Annotated in this window: 8 protein-coding genes; 7 read left to right on the top strand and 1 reads right to left on the bottom strand. The window is 37.7% G+C overall.

Features of this window, described 5'->3' with window-relative positions; all coding sequences use genetic code 11:
• Positions 1–337: 337 nt before the first annotated feature.
• Positions 338–2,644 carry a hypothetical protein gene (locus IPJ80_07085; protein ID MBK7913249.1) on the top strand — a complete coding sequence of 769 codons (2,307 nt, stop codon included), beginning with the start codon at positions 338–340 and terminating at the stop codon, positions 2,642–2,644.
• Between the two features lie 129 nt (positions 2,645–2,773).
• On the opposite strand, the gene carB is transcribed toward IPJ80_07085, so the two are convergent.
• Positions 2,774–5,590: a carbamoyl-phosphate synthase large subunit gene (gene carB, locus IPJ80_07090; protein ID MBK7913250.1), complete on the bottom strand. Its 2,817-nt coding sequence runs from the start codon at positions 5,588–5,590 to the stop codon at positions 2,774–2,776.
• Between the two features lie 169 nt (positions 5,591–5,759).
• Here carB and IPJ80_07095 point away from each other — a divergent pair, with 169 nt between their 5' ends.
• The 6 genes from IPJ80_07095 to IPJ80_07120 all read left to right on the top strand — a co-directional run bounded on the left by IPJ80_07095 (position 5,760) and on the right by IPJ80_07120 (position 16,657).
• Positions 5,760–6,725: a hypothetical protein gene (locus tag IPJ80_07095; protein ID MBK7913251.1), complete on the top strand. Its 966-nt coding sequence runs from the start codon at positions 5,760–5,762 to the stop codon at positions 6,723–6,725.
• A gap of 115 nt (positions 6,726–6,840) precedes the next feature.
• Positions 6,841–10,530, top strand: coding sequence for a TonB-dependent receptor (locus IPJ80_07100; protein ID MBK7913252.1), 3,690 nt, complete (start codon positions 6,841–6,843; stop codon positions 10,528–10,530).
• A 26-nt stretch (positions 10,531–10,556) separates the two neighbouring features.
• Positions 10,557–14,543: a hypothetical protein gene (locus IPJ80_07105; GenBank protein ID MBK7913253.1), complete on the top strand. Its 3,987-nt coding sequence runs from the start codon at positions 10,557–10,559 to the stop codon at positions 14,541–14,543.
• Between the two features lie 69 nt (positions 14,544–14,612).
• Positions 14,613–15,650, top strand: a complete 1,038-nt coding sequence (locus IPJ80_07110; protein MBK7913254.1) for a PorV/PorQ family protein — start codon at positions 14,613–14,615, stop codon at positions 15,648–15,650.
• 120 nt (positions 15,651–15,770) lie between these two features.
• Entirely contained in the window at positions 15,771–16,247 is a 477-nt protein-coding gene (gene greA / locus IPJ80_07115; protein ID MBK7913255.1) for a transcription elongation factor GreA, read from the top strand.
• A complete protein-coding gene (locus IPJ80_07120) occupies positions 16,247–16,657 on the top strand; it encodes an HIT family protein (protein MBK7913256.1) in 411 nt (136 codons plus the stop codon). The genes greA and IPJ80_07120 overlap by 1 nt, the downstream gene beginning before the upstream one ends.
• Positions 16,658–16,716 lie beyond the last annotated feature (59 nt).

A 16,716-nucleotide genomic window follows, 5' to 3' on the forward strand; every position in this document is an offset into this window, starting at 1 on the left:
ATCTTTAGCAATTATGCCAATTAAAAGCTTGTAGAACAACCACTTAATAATTAAATATTTTTGTTATTTCAAATTGTTTAAAATTTTTTTAAAAAATATTTGGAATGAATGATATAAATGTACTTAATTTGCAATAGCTATTTGAGAAAGGACGCTAATTCAGCAGAAGTATATTGAAGTATTAGAGATCAAATAGCGTATTAATTTGAATTTTTAGGGTGTTCTCATAGTGTTATTTAAAGGATCGGCCCTCCCAGGGTCGATCTTTTTTTTTGTCCAAAATCCTAAGAATATAATAGCTTTTCTTTCGTTTAGTTGTTACGAATCCATTTTCATTATGATGCGCTTTTTACTTGCTTTATTACTACCCTGTATGATCTATTCTCAATCTGATTTAGCATTGGGTGATTGGGCAACGCATCTTCCATTTAATAGTGGTAATCATGTCACCAGCAGTGATCAATTTGTATATTTTACAACGGGATATGCCATTCTTAAAATAAATCGTTCGGATAATAGCATTGAACGCATTACGCGAACCGAAGGATTGAGTGATACAAGAATAAATACAATCTACTTTCATAAACCCAGTAATACCTTGTTGGTAGCATATGAAAATGGGATTTTGGATTTAATAAGCAGTTCAGGCGTAAAAGCAGTAGTTGACCTTTACAATTTTAATAACATCCCGATTGATAAATTTATAAATTCAATATCATTTGCTGATGATTCCCATGTTTTTATTTCGGGAAATTATGGATTTTCTCAAATGGATGTCAATTCAGGTCGTTTTAATTTTACGCTCTTTACGCCAAATCTGAAAGTATTTGATTGTGCACGAAATGGGTCAGACTATTTTATGGCAACTGAATCCAGCGTATATTATTATCAGGATTCTGGAAATGGAATCATTCAGAATTTTAATGGTTGGAAAAAATTAGATGCAGCTTTTGGACTAAATGATAAACTTGCATACAGCTCATTGGCTAATAGAAACGGATCGGTGTTTGTTTGTAATAAAGAAGCAATCTATCAATGGAACGGCAATCGGTTTAATTCAGTTTTTAGCAATCCAGATTATGAACCGCGTTATTTAAATGCAGGGCCTTATCACTTATTGGCTGGACTTCATTGCAAAACCAATTGTGGGGATCTCGTTGCTTATTTTGATGACGCTTTAAATTACACGACTTCAAATCCGGATTGCACCGAACTAAATTATCATGCAGAAGAATGCATCGATAGCAGTATTTGGTATGCAGATTTTCGCTGGAGTTTTCGCTATTCAGATAAACCCGGAACAAATTGCCAAAGCATTTGGGTTAGTGGACCCATTTCTAATAATTGTTTTGAAATTGCAAGCCTGGACGATGGAATTTACGTTGCAGCAGGAGGAGTCGATGCAACATTTACACCAAGATATTTAGGAGATGGTATATTAAAATATTCAGATAAAACATGGACCGCAATAAATTCTTCGGCCACAAATGATTTGAAATCATACAACATAAACGATGTCATACGAATTGCAGAACATCCAGATAAAACAAAAATATATTTTGCAAGCAATGGCAAAGGACTGATCGAATATGACCGTACAAAGGATGCATATAAAGTATTTAATAAAACAAATTCACCGCTTAAAGGTACCGTAGGCGATACTGGTAATATCAGACTGTCCGGCCTTGCTTTTGATAATGAAAATACTTTGTGGATTACAAATTACCTGTCTTCAGTAGGCCTCGTTTCATTAAACAATCAGGGCATTTGGAAAGAATATGTTTTTCCAAATAATCCAAATTTATTTTCCGAAATTAAAGTGGATTTGAACGGATATAAATGGATCGTCAGTCGATTGAGTGGCGGTGTAATGGTATTTGATGAAGGAGACCCTTCCATTAGTTCAGATGATCGAAGCATTCAACTGAATCAATCCAACACAGAAATGACCAGCAACGATGTTCGAACAGTCGAAGTAGATCTCGATGGCGATGTATGGGTTGGCACCGCAGAAGGCCCCATCGTATTTGAATGTGGTTCTTCGATATTTGACGGGAGCTGTAAAGGCAGTCGTCGCAAAGTCGATCAGGATGGTATCATTTATTATTTACTTTCTTCAGAAGTCATCACCAGCATTGCGGTTGATGGTGCCAATCGAAAATGGTTTGGAACCAGTAATAATGGAATTTATGTCCAATCTCCAGGGGGTGAAACGCAGATTTATAATTTTAATACGGCCAACAGCCCCTTGATGGATAACAATATATTAGACATTACAGTAGATCCAAAATCAGGGGAAGCCTGGATCGCAACAGCACGTGGATTGCAGGTATTCCGTTCCAATGCCACACGCGCAAAAGATTTTTTTACAGAAACTGCAACGGTATTTCCAAATCCGGTTGCACCTGATTACGATGGTCCCATTGCAATCAAAGGATTAGCCAGAGATGCCCGTGTAAAAATTACCGATCTAAGCGGTCGTCTGGTTTTTGAAACCTTTGCAAATGGCGGACAAGCCATCTGGGATGGAAAAGATTATCTAGGTAACAAAGCTGTTTCCGGCGTCTACCTGGTTTTTGCAAATGCAACACAGGATTTCGAAACCACGGAAGCAGTGGTGAGTAAAATTGTAATCAGCAGATAGGAGGGATTAATTACGAATTATCAATTACGAATTACGGATTACGAATTACGGGAGTAGACTATACATCACGCGTACTTGAATTTAAGAATTGAAAATTCGTAATTCGTAATTTGTAATTCGTAATTGAATCTATCTTGTTAAATACATGTAGCGTTTTGCATCAATATCTCTGAAAAAAGGATCGTATAAATCTTTGATAAAATGAATTGCTTCTCCAGTAGATTTCATTTCTGGTCCTAAGCTGATGTCGACACCTGGAAATTTATTAAATGAAAAAACAGGTACTTTGATTGCATATCCTTCCAGTTTGTTGATCATTTTGAAATCTTTTAATTTCTTGGTTCCCAACATCACTTTCGTTGCAATATTCAGATAAGGTACCTGATAGGCTTTTGCTATGAAAGGGGTGGTTCTGGATGCACGTGGATTGGCTTCAATCACAAATACATGATCATCTTTAATAGCAAATTGAATATTGATTAAACCTTTAATTTGTAATTCCAATGCAATTCGTTTGGCATATTCAACCATGGTGTTTACAGCGGTTTCACTTAAACTGTATGGAGGCAATACGGCCGAACTATCTCCGGAGTGAATGCCTGCAGGTTCGATGTGTTCCATAATGCCCATGATATGAACATCTTCTCCATCGCATATCGCATCAATTTCTGCTTCTTTTGCACGTTCTAAAAATTGATCGATGAGCACTTTATTGTCCGGCATGTGTTTAAAAATATTTAATACATGGCGTTCCAGTTCCTCATCATTGATTACAATGCGCATGCGTTGGCCGCCTAAAACATAGGATGGACGAACTAAAACCGGATAGCTGATTTTGCGAGCAACCTCTAAAGCAGAATCTGCATCCGTTGCAACCCCATAGCGCGGATATGGAATGCCCATATCTTTAAGCATGTCTGAAAACCGTCCGCGATCTTCAGCAATGTCCATATTGTTATAATTTGTTCCAATAATTGGGATGCCTTTTTGGTGAATTTTTTCTGCCAATTTTAAAGCCGTTTGACCTCCTAATTGGACAATAATTCCAATTGGTTTTTCATGATCAATGATTTCTTCGATATGTTCCCAATAAATTGGTTCGAAATACAATTTATCTGCGATATCAAAATCGGTAGAAACAGTTTCTGGATTGCAATTCACCATAATGGCTTCCAATCCTTCTTCACGAATCGCTAATACACCATGCACACAACAATAATCAAATTCAATACCCTGACCGATCCTGTTTGGACCCGAACCTAAAACAATAATTTTTTTACGATCGTCTGAAACACTTTCGTTTTCTGTATCAAATGTTGAATAATAGTATGGAGTTTTTGCTTCAAATTCTCCTGCACAAGTATCTACCAATTTATAAACCCGTTTGATGCCTAATTTTTTCCGCTGCTTATAAACATCTTTTTCATCTACACGCATTAACCAGGCAATTTGTGTATCACTATATCCATTCGTTTTCAATTCCAAGAATAAATCGTATGGGATATCTTCTGGTAAATTGTATTTTATAAGTTGATCTTCTAGATTGACTAATTTTTTTATTTCTTTAATAAACCAACCATCAATGCCAGTTAATTTGTGAACAGTCTTTTCAGGAACGCCTAATCGCAATGCATCTTTTAAGCGATAAATCCGATCATCACTGACCACTTCCAATCGTTCCAGAATGTCTTGTGTATTGATCCATTCTTTTTTATCGGCTCCTAAACCATGTCGGTCATTTTCCTGAGATTGACAGGCTTTTTGTAAGGCTTCGGTAAAACTTCTGCCAATTGCCATGACTTCACCAACGGATTTCATTTGCAATCCCAAACGGGGATCTGCTCCATGAAATTTTTCAAAATTCCAACGAGGCATTTTTACAATGACATAATCCAATGAAGGTTCAAATAAAGCTGAAGTTGTTCCGGTTATTTGATTTTTCAATTCATCCAAATTATAACCAATGGCAAGCTTTGCAGCAATTTTTGCAATAGGATATCCGGTTGCTTTACTGGCTAATGCAGACGACCTGGAAACACGTGGATTGATTTCAACAGCAATGATTTCTTCAGTGTCAGGATTCATGGCAAATTGAACATTACACCCTCCTGCAAAATTTCCAAGAGAACGCATCATCATGATGGCATGGTCCCGCATTTTTTGAAATCCGGTATCTGATAAGGTCATCGCCGGTGCAACCGTAATGCTGTCACCGGTATGAATTCCCATGGGATCCACATTTTCAACAGTACAAATAATGACTACATTGTCATTTTTGTCTCGCAATAATTCCAATTCAAATTCTTTCCAACCTAAGACCGCTTTTTCCACCAATACTTCATGCGTAGGAGAAGCATCTAAACCTCTTCGAAGGGCTTCATCAAATTGATCGGGTTTCAATACAAAACTGCCCCCACTGCCGCCCAAAGTATAAGACGGTCGGATTACCAAGGGATAGCCAATATGCTGAGCAGCTTCTTTTCCTTCTAAAAACGAATTGGCAATTTGAGAAGGGGCCACCTCTACACCGATTTCAATCATGTGTTTTCGGAACATTTCCCGGTTCTCCGTTAATTCAATTGCAGCAACGTCGACGCCGATCATTTTTACCCCAAATCGATTCCATATATTTTGTTTTTCAGCTTCGATTGCAAGATTTAAAGCTGTTTGTCCTCCCATGGTTGGTAAAACGGCGTCTATTTGTCGTTCCTCAAGGATCTTAATAATGCTTTCAACCGTTAAGGGCATCAAATAAATATGATCCGCAGTAACGGGATCCGTCATAATGGTTGCCGGATTGGAATTGATTAAGCTGACTTCAATACCTTCTTCTCTTAGGGAACGGGAGGCCTGGGTTCCAGAATAATCAAATTCGCAGGCCTGGCCTATGATGATGGGTCCGCTTCCGATAATAAGCACGGAGCGGATCGATGCGTCTTTTGGCATTAAATGGATAATTTCGCGCAAAGATACAGGATGCTGCCTGTTTTTATGGGTCTATTGCAAAAAAGGAAAATATATTCATCGGAATTGAAAATGAATGCAATTCTACATCCTAAAGCATTTACTTTTCAGCAATTTCGGTAATTTGCATTTGATATATTAAAAAATCCCAGTGACTCAATTAAAAATTCTAATCACGGATGATGTACATCCATTATTGCTTGAGGGACTTGAACGCCGAGGTTTTATCACAGATTACCACCCAGAAATCAGTTTGGAACAGACCCGTGAAATCATCGATTCCTATACCGGTTTGGTGATTAATAGTAAAATCAAAGTAGATGGCTCATTTTTCGACAAAGCCCGGAATTTGAGATGGATCGCCCGATTGGGTTCCGGGATGGAAATTATTGATGCCAAAGCTGCTGAAATGCATGGAGTTCGACTCATCAGTGCACCTGAAGGAAATTGCAATGCCGTTGCAGAGCATGCGTTGGGAGCGCTGCTGGCTTTATTTAGAAACCTGGTTCGGGCTGATCAGGAGGTTCGTAAAGGAATTTGGGATCGGGAAAAAAATCGGGGAGAAGAGCTTTCAGGAAAGACGGTTGGGGTAATAGGATTTGGACACACCGGCAGCCGGTTTGTAGAATTACTCCAGGGTTTAAATGTTAAAGTCCTGGTTTATGATAAATACAAGCAGCTTTCTTCAACAGCGACTCGTTATACAGTCGTTCAGGATGTAAGCGAAATTCAGGAATCGGCCGATGTGATTAGCTTACATGTCCCCCTGACCGCTGAAACGAAGTATTTGCTTGATAAGGAGTTTATTGCGAAAGTCAAACATTCCTTTTATCTGATCAATACATCCAGAGGTCCGGTAGTGAACACAAAGGATTTGCTAGCTGCTTTACATTCAGGAAAAATCCGGGGCGCGTGTTTGGATGTATTCGAAAATGAAAAACCAGCAAGCTTTAATAAGGAAGAAAGCGCTTTTTACAATGATTTGTATCGACTGCCTCAGGTTTTAATCAGTCCACACATTGCGGGATGGACCTACCAGTCAAAACAAAAAATTGCCACCACAATCCTGGAAAAATTAGACCGGATTGCAAATGAAAAAAATATTATAAACTACTGAAAACCAATTAGTTAAATTTAAATTAAAATAAGTCATGCCAATTGGTATTTGAAATCCTTTTAGAAATTCTTAACATTGCAAAATTTTATTTCGACAGAAGCCACAAATTCACATTATGTCCAAACGATACTTACTACTCTTTAGCCTGTCTTTCTTTTGCCTGATTTCATTACACAGTCAAACCTCCCTGACAGGAAAAGTTACTGACGAATCCAACGGAGAAGCCATAATTCAATGTGGAATTATCCTCTATAAAAACGGGATTCAGGTTACCACCATCGTCTCAGATTTTGACGGAAACTACAGCGTACAGCTGGATCCGGGTAAATACGACGTGGAGGCCCGTTATGTGGGCTATAATGCCAAGCGGGTTACCGGCATCAATGTACTTGCCGGCAAAGCAAATACATTAAATATTAAAATAAGTTCCGGAATCCAGTTGGATGCCGTTGAAGTTATTGAATACAAAGCACCTTTAATTGAAAAAGACAATACTACTCAGGGTGGGGTTGTTACAGCTGAAAAAATAAAAAATCTGCCTACCAAGAGTTTGACAGCGATTGCGGCAACTACCGCCGGACTGTCAAGTGTCGATGGAGGTGATATCTACATTCGGGGTGGAAGATCCGATGCAACGGTTTTTTACCTTGATGGTTTACGGATTACAGGCCGACAAATTCCAGTTACCGAATTGGAGCAGATTCAAGTAATCACGGGTGGTGTAGAAGCACAATACGGAGATTTAACAGGTGGTGCAATTTCTTCTACCAGTAAAGGACCTTCCTCTAAATTTTCTGGAGGTGTAGAATACGAAACATCCCAAGGATTGGATGCATTTGGTTATAACCTTTTAAACGTAAATGTATCAGGACCTATTTATAAAAAACGCTTAACAGATTCTACAAAAGGTCGTACCATATTGGGATATCGTTTATCCGGACAGTTTAACATATTAAAAGATGACGATCCACCAGCATATGGTATCTATAGAGCCAAAGAATCTACTTTAAACAGATTAAAATCCGATCCTTTACAATTAATTGGTGGAACCCCATCTGTTTCAGGCCAGTTTTTAGAAACAAATGAAGTGGAATATCTGGATTACAATCCAAATACAAAAAATAAGGCTGTTGACTTAACTGGTAAATTGGATTTCAGACCGGTTGATAATATTGATTTATCTGTTTCAGGAAACTATTCACGCGTTGTAGATCGATTCAATCCGGGAGATGATAACACCACCGGACAAGGTTCCTGGACTTTATTAAACTGGGACAACAATCCAATTACCCAGACTGATATTTATAGAGTGAATGCACGTTTTCGTCATCGCTTGGGTAAACTGACTGACTTAAACAGTCCGCAAGATGCAGAAGCCACAGTTTCAAACATCCAAAACTTATATTATACTTTACAAGGCGGATTCCAAAATTCAAAAACCGAAACTCAGGACTGGAGGCATAAAGACCGGTTTTTTGATTACGGATATATGGGAAAATTCCATGGACGATATGATACGGCTTATAGTGATCAGTTTGTACATACAGGATATAACTTTGCAGTTACTGATTTTGAACAAGGAGGTTATAATTCAAATTTAAATGCATTTGATGCAAATAGTTCACCAAATCCTGCTTATGCGGCCTTAAATAAAATTCCTATCGATGAGCCTCAAATTTTAGATGGTTACCGGGCCTTTAATGGTCTGGTAAGTTCTGCTTATGACAATTTATGGAGTAATCTAAACAATAATGTTGGAGGTGTTTACAATAGATACAACAAGGCGGATAATGATTTAGCAACCTTGCAAGTAACCAGTGGTTTTGATTTCTTGCCAGGGGGATCTAAAAGTGGTCGTCACAACATCCAGTTTGGAATTACTTACGAGCAGCGAACCAATAGATCCTGGACTTTATTGCCTTTTAGTTTATGGAATTTGGCCAGACTTTATACCAACAACCACATCGTCGGGGTTGATACCAATATTGTAATTGGAAGAGTGTATAATCCATTCCTAATGGATTCGATAGACATATACGAAACATTAATTACTCCAGGTTCTGATGCGCGTTTTTATAGAGAAATTCGCTCAAAATTATTTCCAGGAATGGATATTGATCAAGCTGTACATCGTTATGGAAACGTAAACGAATTAAACAATAATGATCTTGCATTAAATATGTTTTCTCCTCGTGAGTTGACAGATCAAAATGTTATTGGATACAGTGGTTTTGATTATTTGGGAAATAAAGCCAAGAGCACCGTTAAGTTTGAGGACTTTTATAGAATCGTAGATCCAGCAACCGGTCGCAAAGCATTTGAGGTAGCACCATTTACACCTGTTTATGTTGGAGGTTATATCCAGGACAAATTTACATTTAAGGATATCATTTTCCGATTAGGTGCCCGGGTTGACTTTTTTGATGCCAATACAAAAGTGTTGAAAGATCCATATTCATTATATGGCTTGTTAGGAGCAAAGTCATTTCATGATATTAATGGTACGACTAAACCAGGATCTATCGGAGATGATTACAAAGTATATGTAACAGGTGAGAAATCTACGGAAGTAAAAGCTTACCGAAATGGAGACCAGTGGTATAATCGCGCCGGTACACCAGTCAACTCATCTGATCAGTTATTTACCAGTAACCTGGTGTATCCTGCTTATGTTCAGCCGGTAGATAGTTTGAGATCTATTAAAGGAAGATATTTTAAAGTGGAAGAATCATTTGATGATTATAAATCACAAATTAACTGGATGCCACGGATGGCATTTTCATTCCCAATTTCTGATAATTCCAACTTCTTTGCACACTATGATATTTTAGTGCAGCGTCCAACATCAAATGCTAACGTAACAGCATTGGAATATTATTATTTTAATGACCAGGGAAGAACTCCGGCAAACAATGCCAATTTGAAACCAAGCCGTACAGTTGATTATGAAGTTGGTTTCCAGCAAAAAATCAGCAATTCATCGGCTATTAAAATGTCGGCCTATTATAAAGAATTGCGTAACATGATCAATCGGATTACGTATAGCCGCGTTGCAACTATTGGAACGTACGACAGTTATGGAAATATTGATTTTGGTACCGTTAAGGGTTTCAACTTTACTTATGATTTAAGACGTACCAATAATTTTGAATTTACTGCAGCATATACCTTGCAGTTTGCAGATGGAACGGGTTCAGATCCAGAAACGCAAAGTGGATTGACACAAAAAGGAATTAACATCCGCAATATTTTTCCTTTCAATTATGATGAAAGACATCGTTTTTCATTTACTGCGGATTACCGTTATGAATCAGGTAAACGTTACAATGGTCCAAGAGTGTTTGGTAAAGACATTTTATCAAATACAGGAATCAACATGTTGGTAACTACTGCTTCCGGAAGACCTTATTCACCAGGTACACAGATTATTCGTTTTGATGGTTCCGGTTACCGCGGAGATATCAACGGTTCTCGTTTACCCTGGAATTTTAATGTGGATATGCGTATAGACAAGAACATTTCTATTGTTCGCGGAAAGCATCCTTTAGATTTGAATATTTATTTAAGAGTTCAAAATTTATTTGATACTAAAAATATAATTGGAGTTTACAGAGGTTCTGGTGGTTCAAAAGATGATGGATATCTTAAATCTGATAAAGGAGCTGCAGAAATTTCTAATGTAACAGGCATTTATGGAGAAGATTATATTGATTATTTTGTAAACCAATATAATTATCGGGTCGTTAATCCGAACAATTTCACACAACCGAGAAGAATCTATTTAGGAGCCATTCTCGAATTTTAATTTAATCATTGAACAAGTTTTGCTTTATGAGATCAATAGTATTATTCTTAAGCATTTTATTCGTGAGTCAGACGATTGGTTTTTCGAACCGACCGGAACATGTGGCTCCCAATCCCAAAACATCTAAAAACTTAAAACCACGTGGGGGTGCCTGTGCTGCTGCTACCAAGCAAATTGACATGGACATCAACAACGTCCGCGCTCGTTTATTAAACGGAGGGGATGTATGGTGGGATTTAAGTAAAGGTTCTTACATCGTACCAAAAGTACCGGAAGGATCCAGTAAAAAACCGGTTTCTGCAATCTATGCAGGTGCTGTTTGGGTTGGTGGATACGATCCATCCCGGAACTTACATTTAATGGCACAGGCATATCGTCGTCCATCGATGAACGACTGTTGGCCAGGCCCATTAACACCTAATACTGGGGAAACAACTGCAGAAGATTGTTTAAATTGGGATCAGTTTTTTGTAGTTCTTGGAAAGAGTATTCGCGACCAGCAAAAAATTTATAAAGAAGTAAAAGGTACGCGTGATTTAACGCTTTCAGAAATCCCGGAAGATGTATTGTACTATCCTGCCAGAGGAAATAAATATTTTTCATCCAAATATGGATTTGAATTGCCCTTTCTTCCTCAAGGTTTAGGTTTGTTTTATGAAGAACCAGGATCACCTTCTGATAATGGAATTTACGAACCAGAAAAAGGAGATTTTCCAATCATCGATATCCGCGGGTGTAATGAGCCTGTTTATCCGGATCAAATGTATTTCTGGGTTTATAATGACAACGGCGGTGGTGCCATTCACACCAATTCAAATGGCGAACCAATCCGAATGGAAGTACAGGTACAGGCATTTGCATTTAACACCGGTGACGAAATCAATGACATGACCTTCCAGCGTTATAAGTTGATTAATCGTGCACCTCAAGAATTGAATGACTGCTATTTTGCGATGTGGATTGATCCGGATTTAGGTTGTTATACGGACGATTATGTTGGTTGTAACAAAGAGCGCAGTTTAATGTATATCTACAACATAGATCCTTCAGACGGATCGAATGGATGTAATTGCGATCAGGGTGTAAATACCTATTGTACAGAAATTCCACTTTTAGGTGTTGATTATTTCCGTGGACCATTGGATGAATTTGGTAAAGAACTCGGAATGTCATCCTTTATGTATTATAATAATGGATCAGTAGGCAATCATCCTGCCGCTACATCTGACCCGGGAACAGCTATTGAGTATTATCGATATCTTACAGGACATTGGAGAGATGGAACACCATTGACTAAAGGGGGAAGTGGTTACAATCCGTCATCTCAAGATACCACACGGTATGCATTGAGTGATGATCCTAACAATCAAGCCGGTTGGAGTATGTGTTCAGCTTCATTGGGTGAAGGAGACCGCAGAACCTTACAAGCTACTGGTCCTATGAAATTATTGCCTGGAGCTATCAATGAATTAATTATCGGTGTGCCCTTTGTTCCTGATCAAAATTATCCATGTCCAAATATGGATGAATTGTATGCAGCTGATAAATTATCTCAGGATCTTTTTGACAACTGTTTTAAAATTAAAGACGGACCGGATGCACCGGATGTAGACATCATTGAGTTGGATCAGGAATTAATTTTGGTTTTGACCAATGACCTGAATTCAAATAATAAATTTGAATCCTATGCAGAAGCAGGCATTGGACTTCCTTTAGGTGTAGATAGTTTATACCGCTTTGAAGGATATCGCATCTTTCAAGTAGCAGATCCATCAATTACTTTAAATGATGCAACGATCGCAGATCCAACCAAAGTACGCGAGATCTTTACCGTTGATTTAAAAAACAATATTAGAAAAATTTACAATTGGGTTGGTCAGAAAAATCCAAGTCCGGATCCTACAACCCATCCGATTGTTTATTCTCCGGTAGAGAAAGTAGCAGGTCCAAACCTCGGTATCAGACATACATTTAAAGTTACTGAAGATCAATTTGCTAAAGGGGATCGCAGACTGATCAACCATAAAAAATATTACTTTACAGTAATTGCTTATGGTTATAATAATTATAAGGATTATAATTTGGTTGAAAATTTAGGTCAACGGATTACGTATTGTCCAGGTCGTTTAAATATTGGCCCAAATGAAGATGGCAAGCCTTACACGGGGACACCGAGACCTCAAGTATATGAAAAACTCAATGCCAAATACGGCAGTAATTTTGAAATTACCCGTCACGATGGAATTGGTATGGGCGGTATTGATTTATTACTCAAGCCTGATATGTATGATAAAATGTTAGCACCAGGTTATGATGGAAAAATTACCTATCAACCGGGACGTGGTCCAATAGAAATTAAAGTCTATGATCCACTTCGTGTTAAAGATGGAGATTATGAATTGAAATTTACTGATTCAAATCCTACCAATACCAAATTGGATGATCCCGTAAATTGGTTATTGGTCAATAAAACTACGAATGATACGACTCGCTCAGAATCAGATATCAATCGCCTCAATGAACAAATCCTCAACAAGTTTGGAATTTCAGTTGTCATTGGTCAAACCATAGAAGCTGGAAGCGATTCTTTAAACACTTGTGGCGTTATCGGTGAAGGGCTTTATTATGACTACAAGGATCCAAACGGTCAAAAATGGTTGATTGCACAACCAGATAATAATGTTGGAGTATCTGATTTTATATTATCCAGTTTGGGACAACCATCCTATACGCTGGATCCAAAAGAGTGTTATTCAAATCTTGGGTTGGGCGACATCCAAGGTACCTGGTATCCGTATAAATTACCTTCAGATACCGTTTACCTTACTCCAGTTTGGATTGATCCGTTATCTAAAGTTACCAGAGGTACTATTAAGATGTCTGATTTAAACAATGTTGATATTGTATTTACTTCAGATAAATCCAAATGGAGCCGCTGTGTGGTTGTTGAAACATGGAATCCAAATGTTGGTGGAAATTTAGTTTCTCCGGTAAGCGGATTGAAAAATTTTGCTTTAAAGAAAAAGCCTTCTGTTACTAAAGATGATTTAGACAATGACGGATTGCCAGATATTGATACCAATGAAGACAGTACCGGACTGGGTTGGTTTCCAGGTTATGCAGTTGATGTAGAATCGGGAAAACGATTGAATATTTTCTTTGGCGAAAATTCATTTTATTCATCAGACAATTCATTATTGGATGGATGTAATTCACGTCCTTTGACAGGAGATGACATGATGTATAATCCAACGGATGAATATCTCATTCAAAATCCATTGTGCCCATTATCTCAAACATTATTTTCATTACTACTTGGAGGTCATCATTATATCTACGTTACAAAAACGCCTTATGATTCTTGCAGAAGTTTCCGCTTGGGATTGAATTCAACAAAAATTGCTGATAAAAACAGATTGTTCAGGGATTTTACCTGGTGCAGTATGTCAGTAATTACACCTGAAGCACAATTGAAATCGTATAAAGACGGAATCATCCCAAATGATGTAACTGTAAGATTGAGAGTTCAAAATCCATATCAATATGCATTGGGTACCAATGAAAACAAAGGCCATAATTTTTATTCATTTTCAATTAAAGGTCACGAAGCGCAAATTGTGACAAAAGAAACTGAATACGACAATGCCCTTGACAATGTGAATGTAGTTCCAAATCCATATTATGGATTTTCAAGTTATGAAACAGGACAATTCAGCAATGTTGTGAAGATTACCAATCTCCCTGCAAATTGTACGGTAACAATTTATTCAGTTGATGGTAAATTCATTAAGCAATACAAACGCGATGAAGTTCCAGTGAGAAGAACAGGTTCCAATCCTGGAGTTGTTGAAACGCAAATTGCTCCAGATCAGGAGTGGGATTTAACAAACTTCAAAGGAGTTCCTGTTTCCAGTGGAGCCTATATTATTCACATTAAAGAAAATTCAACCGGAGCAGAAAAAATTGTGAAGTGGTTTGGTGTAGCAAGAAAATTTGATCCATCCGGATTATAAAAAAAACGAATAGGTGATTCCGGTTGAATCCGGAATCACTTATTTTAAAACCCGATTAATAGAAGACTTATGCGAAAAATAATTTTTACTCTTTTTGCACTTTCATTTTTAAGTACCGGAGCTTTTTGTGGAAATCCGGATCGCCAGGGAGAAGCCGGCGCTTATGAATTATTAATGAATCCATGGGTTCGAAGTGGAGCACTGAATAGTTTAAATGCCTCGTGTGTCCGTGGAGTTGAAGCGATGATGGTAAACGTTGCAGGTATTGCCAGGGTAAACCGGATGGAAATTGGCCTCGCTCAATCGAGATGGCTTGTACCAAGCGGCATTGGTTTAAATGCTGGAGGCTTTGTGACTAAAGTTGGAAAAAATGGAACCTTGGGGATCTCAATCATGAGTGTTGATTTTGGGGACATCCGGGTTACCACCACCGCTGTACCTGAAGGAACCGGTGCAACCTATAGTCCAAAATTCAGTAACATTGGCGTTGGATATGCGCATACGTTTGGAAATAAAATTACGGTTGGTGTATTGTTTCGTGGAATTTCAGAATCAATCCAGGACTTAAGCACGTTTGGATTTGCAATAGACGCAGGGATTCAATATGTATCAGGTTCACAGGACAATTTTAAATTTGGTATTTCATTGCGCAATGTTGGAGGTCCTATGGACTTTAGTGGAGATGGATTGTCAACTCAATTGAAAAGTTCTGAAAACACCGATTTAACCTATAACATTAGACTCAATAAATTTGAATTACCTTCTCAATTGCATATTGGGGTATCTTATGACTTTATTCCTTCAGACATGGTTACGATTACACCGATTGTAAATTTCACTTCAAATTCTTTTGGAAGAGATGAAATTGGTGGAGGTGCAGAAATCAAATTAACAGAATATTTTGCTCTAAGAGCTTCTTATAAGTATGAATTTGACTCAGGAGGCGATGAAATAAATAAAACAGCCCATACCGGTTTAGCAGCAGGTGCCAGTATTTCAGTTCCATTAAAGAAAAAATCAGAAACCCGCCTTGGAATCGACTATGGTTACAGGCATTCTGACCCATTCGAAGGAACTCATCAATTTGGAATTCGTCTGGAATTTTAAATTGATTGAACTAATTTAGGCTCTCATGTTGTTATAATAGAATAATTATTGAATTTGAAGAACGTTTTCCGGTGTTTCCGGTAAACGTTCTTTTGCTTTTTAATCAAAAATAAACAAACTATGAGCAATTTAAATTACATGACCCAGGAAGGTTATGATAAGCTCAAACACGACTTAGAACAATTAAAAACGAACGGCAGACAAGAAGTTGCAAGAGCCATTGCTGAAGCTCGTGAAAAAGGAGATTTATCTGAAAATGCTGAATACCATGCAGCGAAAGATGCTCAAGGTATGCTTGAAATGAAAATCAATGATTTGGAGAAAAAATTAATGAATGTCCGGATCATTGATGAAAGCGATATCGATACATCTCATGTAGTCATGTTGGCCAATGTGCGCATCCGCAATCACAAGGTTAATAAGGAAATGACATACAAAATTGTTTCGGAAGCAGAAGCGGATATTAAAGTAAACCGGATCTCAGTTACGTCTCCGATTGGTCAAGGACTGTTGGGAAAGAAAGTAGGAGACAAGGCTAAAATTCAAACACCAGCCGGTGAAATGATTTTGGAAGTTCTGGAAATCACTGCATCCTAATGGCAAGTATTTTTACAAAAATTATTAATAGAGAAATCCCTTGTTATTTTCTTGCTGAGAATGAGTATTGCTTTTCATTTTTAGATATTAAACCATTGGCTAAGGGACATGCTCTGGTCATTCCAAAGATAGAGCTTGATTATTTTTTTGATTTACCGGATGACATTTTAAACCAGCTCATGGTGTTTTCAAAACGAATGGCTCATGCAATTAAGCAAACCGTGCCATGCACTAAAGTAGGGATGTCCGTAATAGGTTTGGAAGTTCCACATGCGCATATCCATCTGGTTCCGTTGAATGCAATTAGTGAATTAAATTTTTCAAATACGCGCTTGCAATTTACAGAAGCAGAATATAGCGATTTAGCAAGGGAGATTCAAAAAAATTATAATTCAGTCTCTAGTCTATAGCCTATAGTCTATTAGCCTTATTACAGGATTGCAAAATTTTATCATTGCAGAATTATTCC

The sequence above is a fragment of the Saprospiraceae bacterium genome (assembly GCA_016714025.1).
In the GTDB taxonomy this organism is placed as follows: domain Bacteria; phylum Bacteroidota; class Bacteroidia; order Chitinophagales; family Saprospiraceae; genus Vicinibacter.

What these genes read in the sequence shown, in the direction of transcription:
- IPJ80_07085 (MBK7913249.1), top strand. Translation starts at nt 338, where the DNA reads ATGATGCGCTTTTTACTTGCTTTATTACTACCCTGTATGATCTATTCT.
- carB (MBK7913250.1), bottom strand. Translation starts at nt 5,590, where the DNA reads ATGCCAAAAGACGCATCGATCCGCTCCGTGCTTATTATCGGAAGCGGA.
- IPJ80_07100 (MBK7913252.1), top strand. Translation starts at nt 6,841, where the DNA reads ATGTCCAAACGATACTTACTACTCTTTAGCCTGTCTTTCTTTTGCCTG.
- IPJ80_07105 (MBK7913253.1), top strand. Translation starts at nt 10,557, where the DNA reads ATGAGATCAATAGTATTATTCTTAAGCATTTTATTCGTGAGTCAGACG.
- IPJ80_07110 (MBK7913254.1), top strand. Translation starts at nt 14,613, where the DNA reads ATGCGAAAAATAATTTTTACTCTTTTTGCACTTTCATTTTTAAGTACC.
- greA (MBK7913255.1), top strand. Translation starts at nt 15,771, where the DNA reads ATGAGCAATTTAAATTACATGACCCAGGAAGGTTATGATAAGCTCAAA.
- IPJ80_07120 (MBK7913256.1), top strand. Translation starts at nt 16,247, where the DNA reads ATGGCAAGTATTTTTACAAAAATTATTAATAGAGAAATCCCTTGTTAT.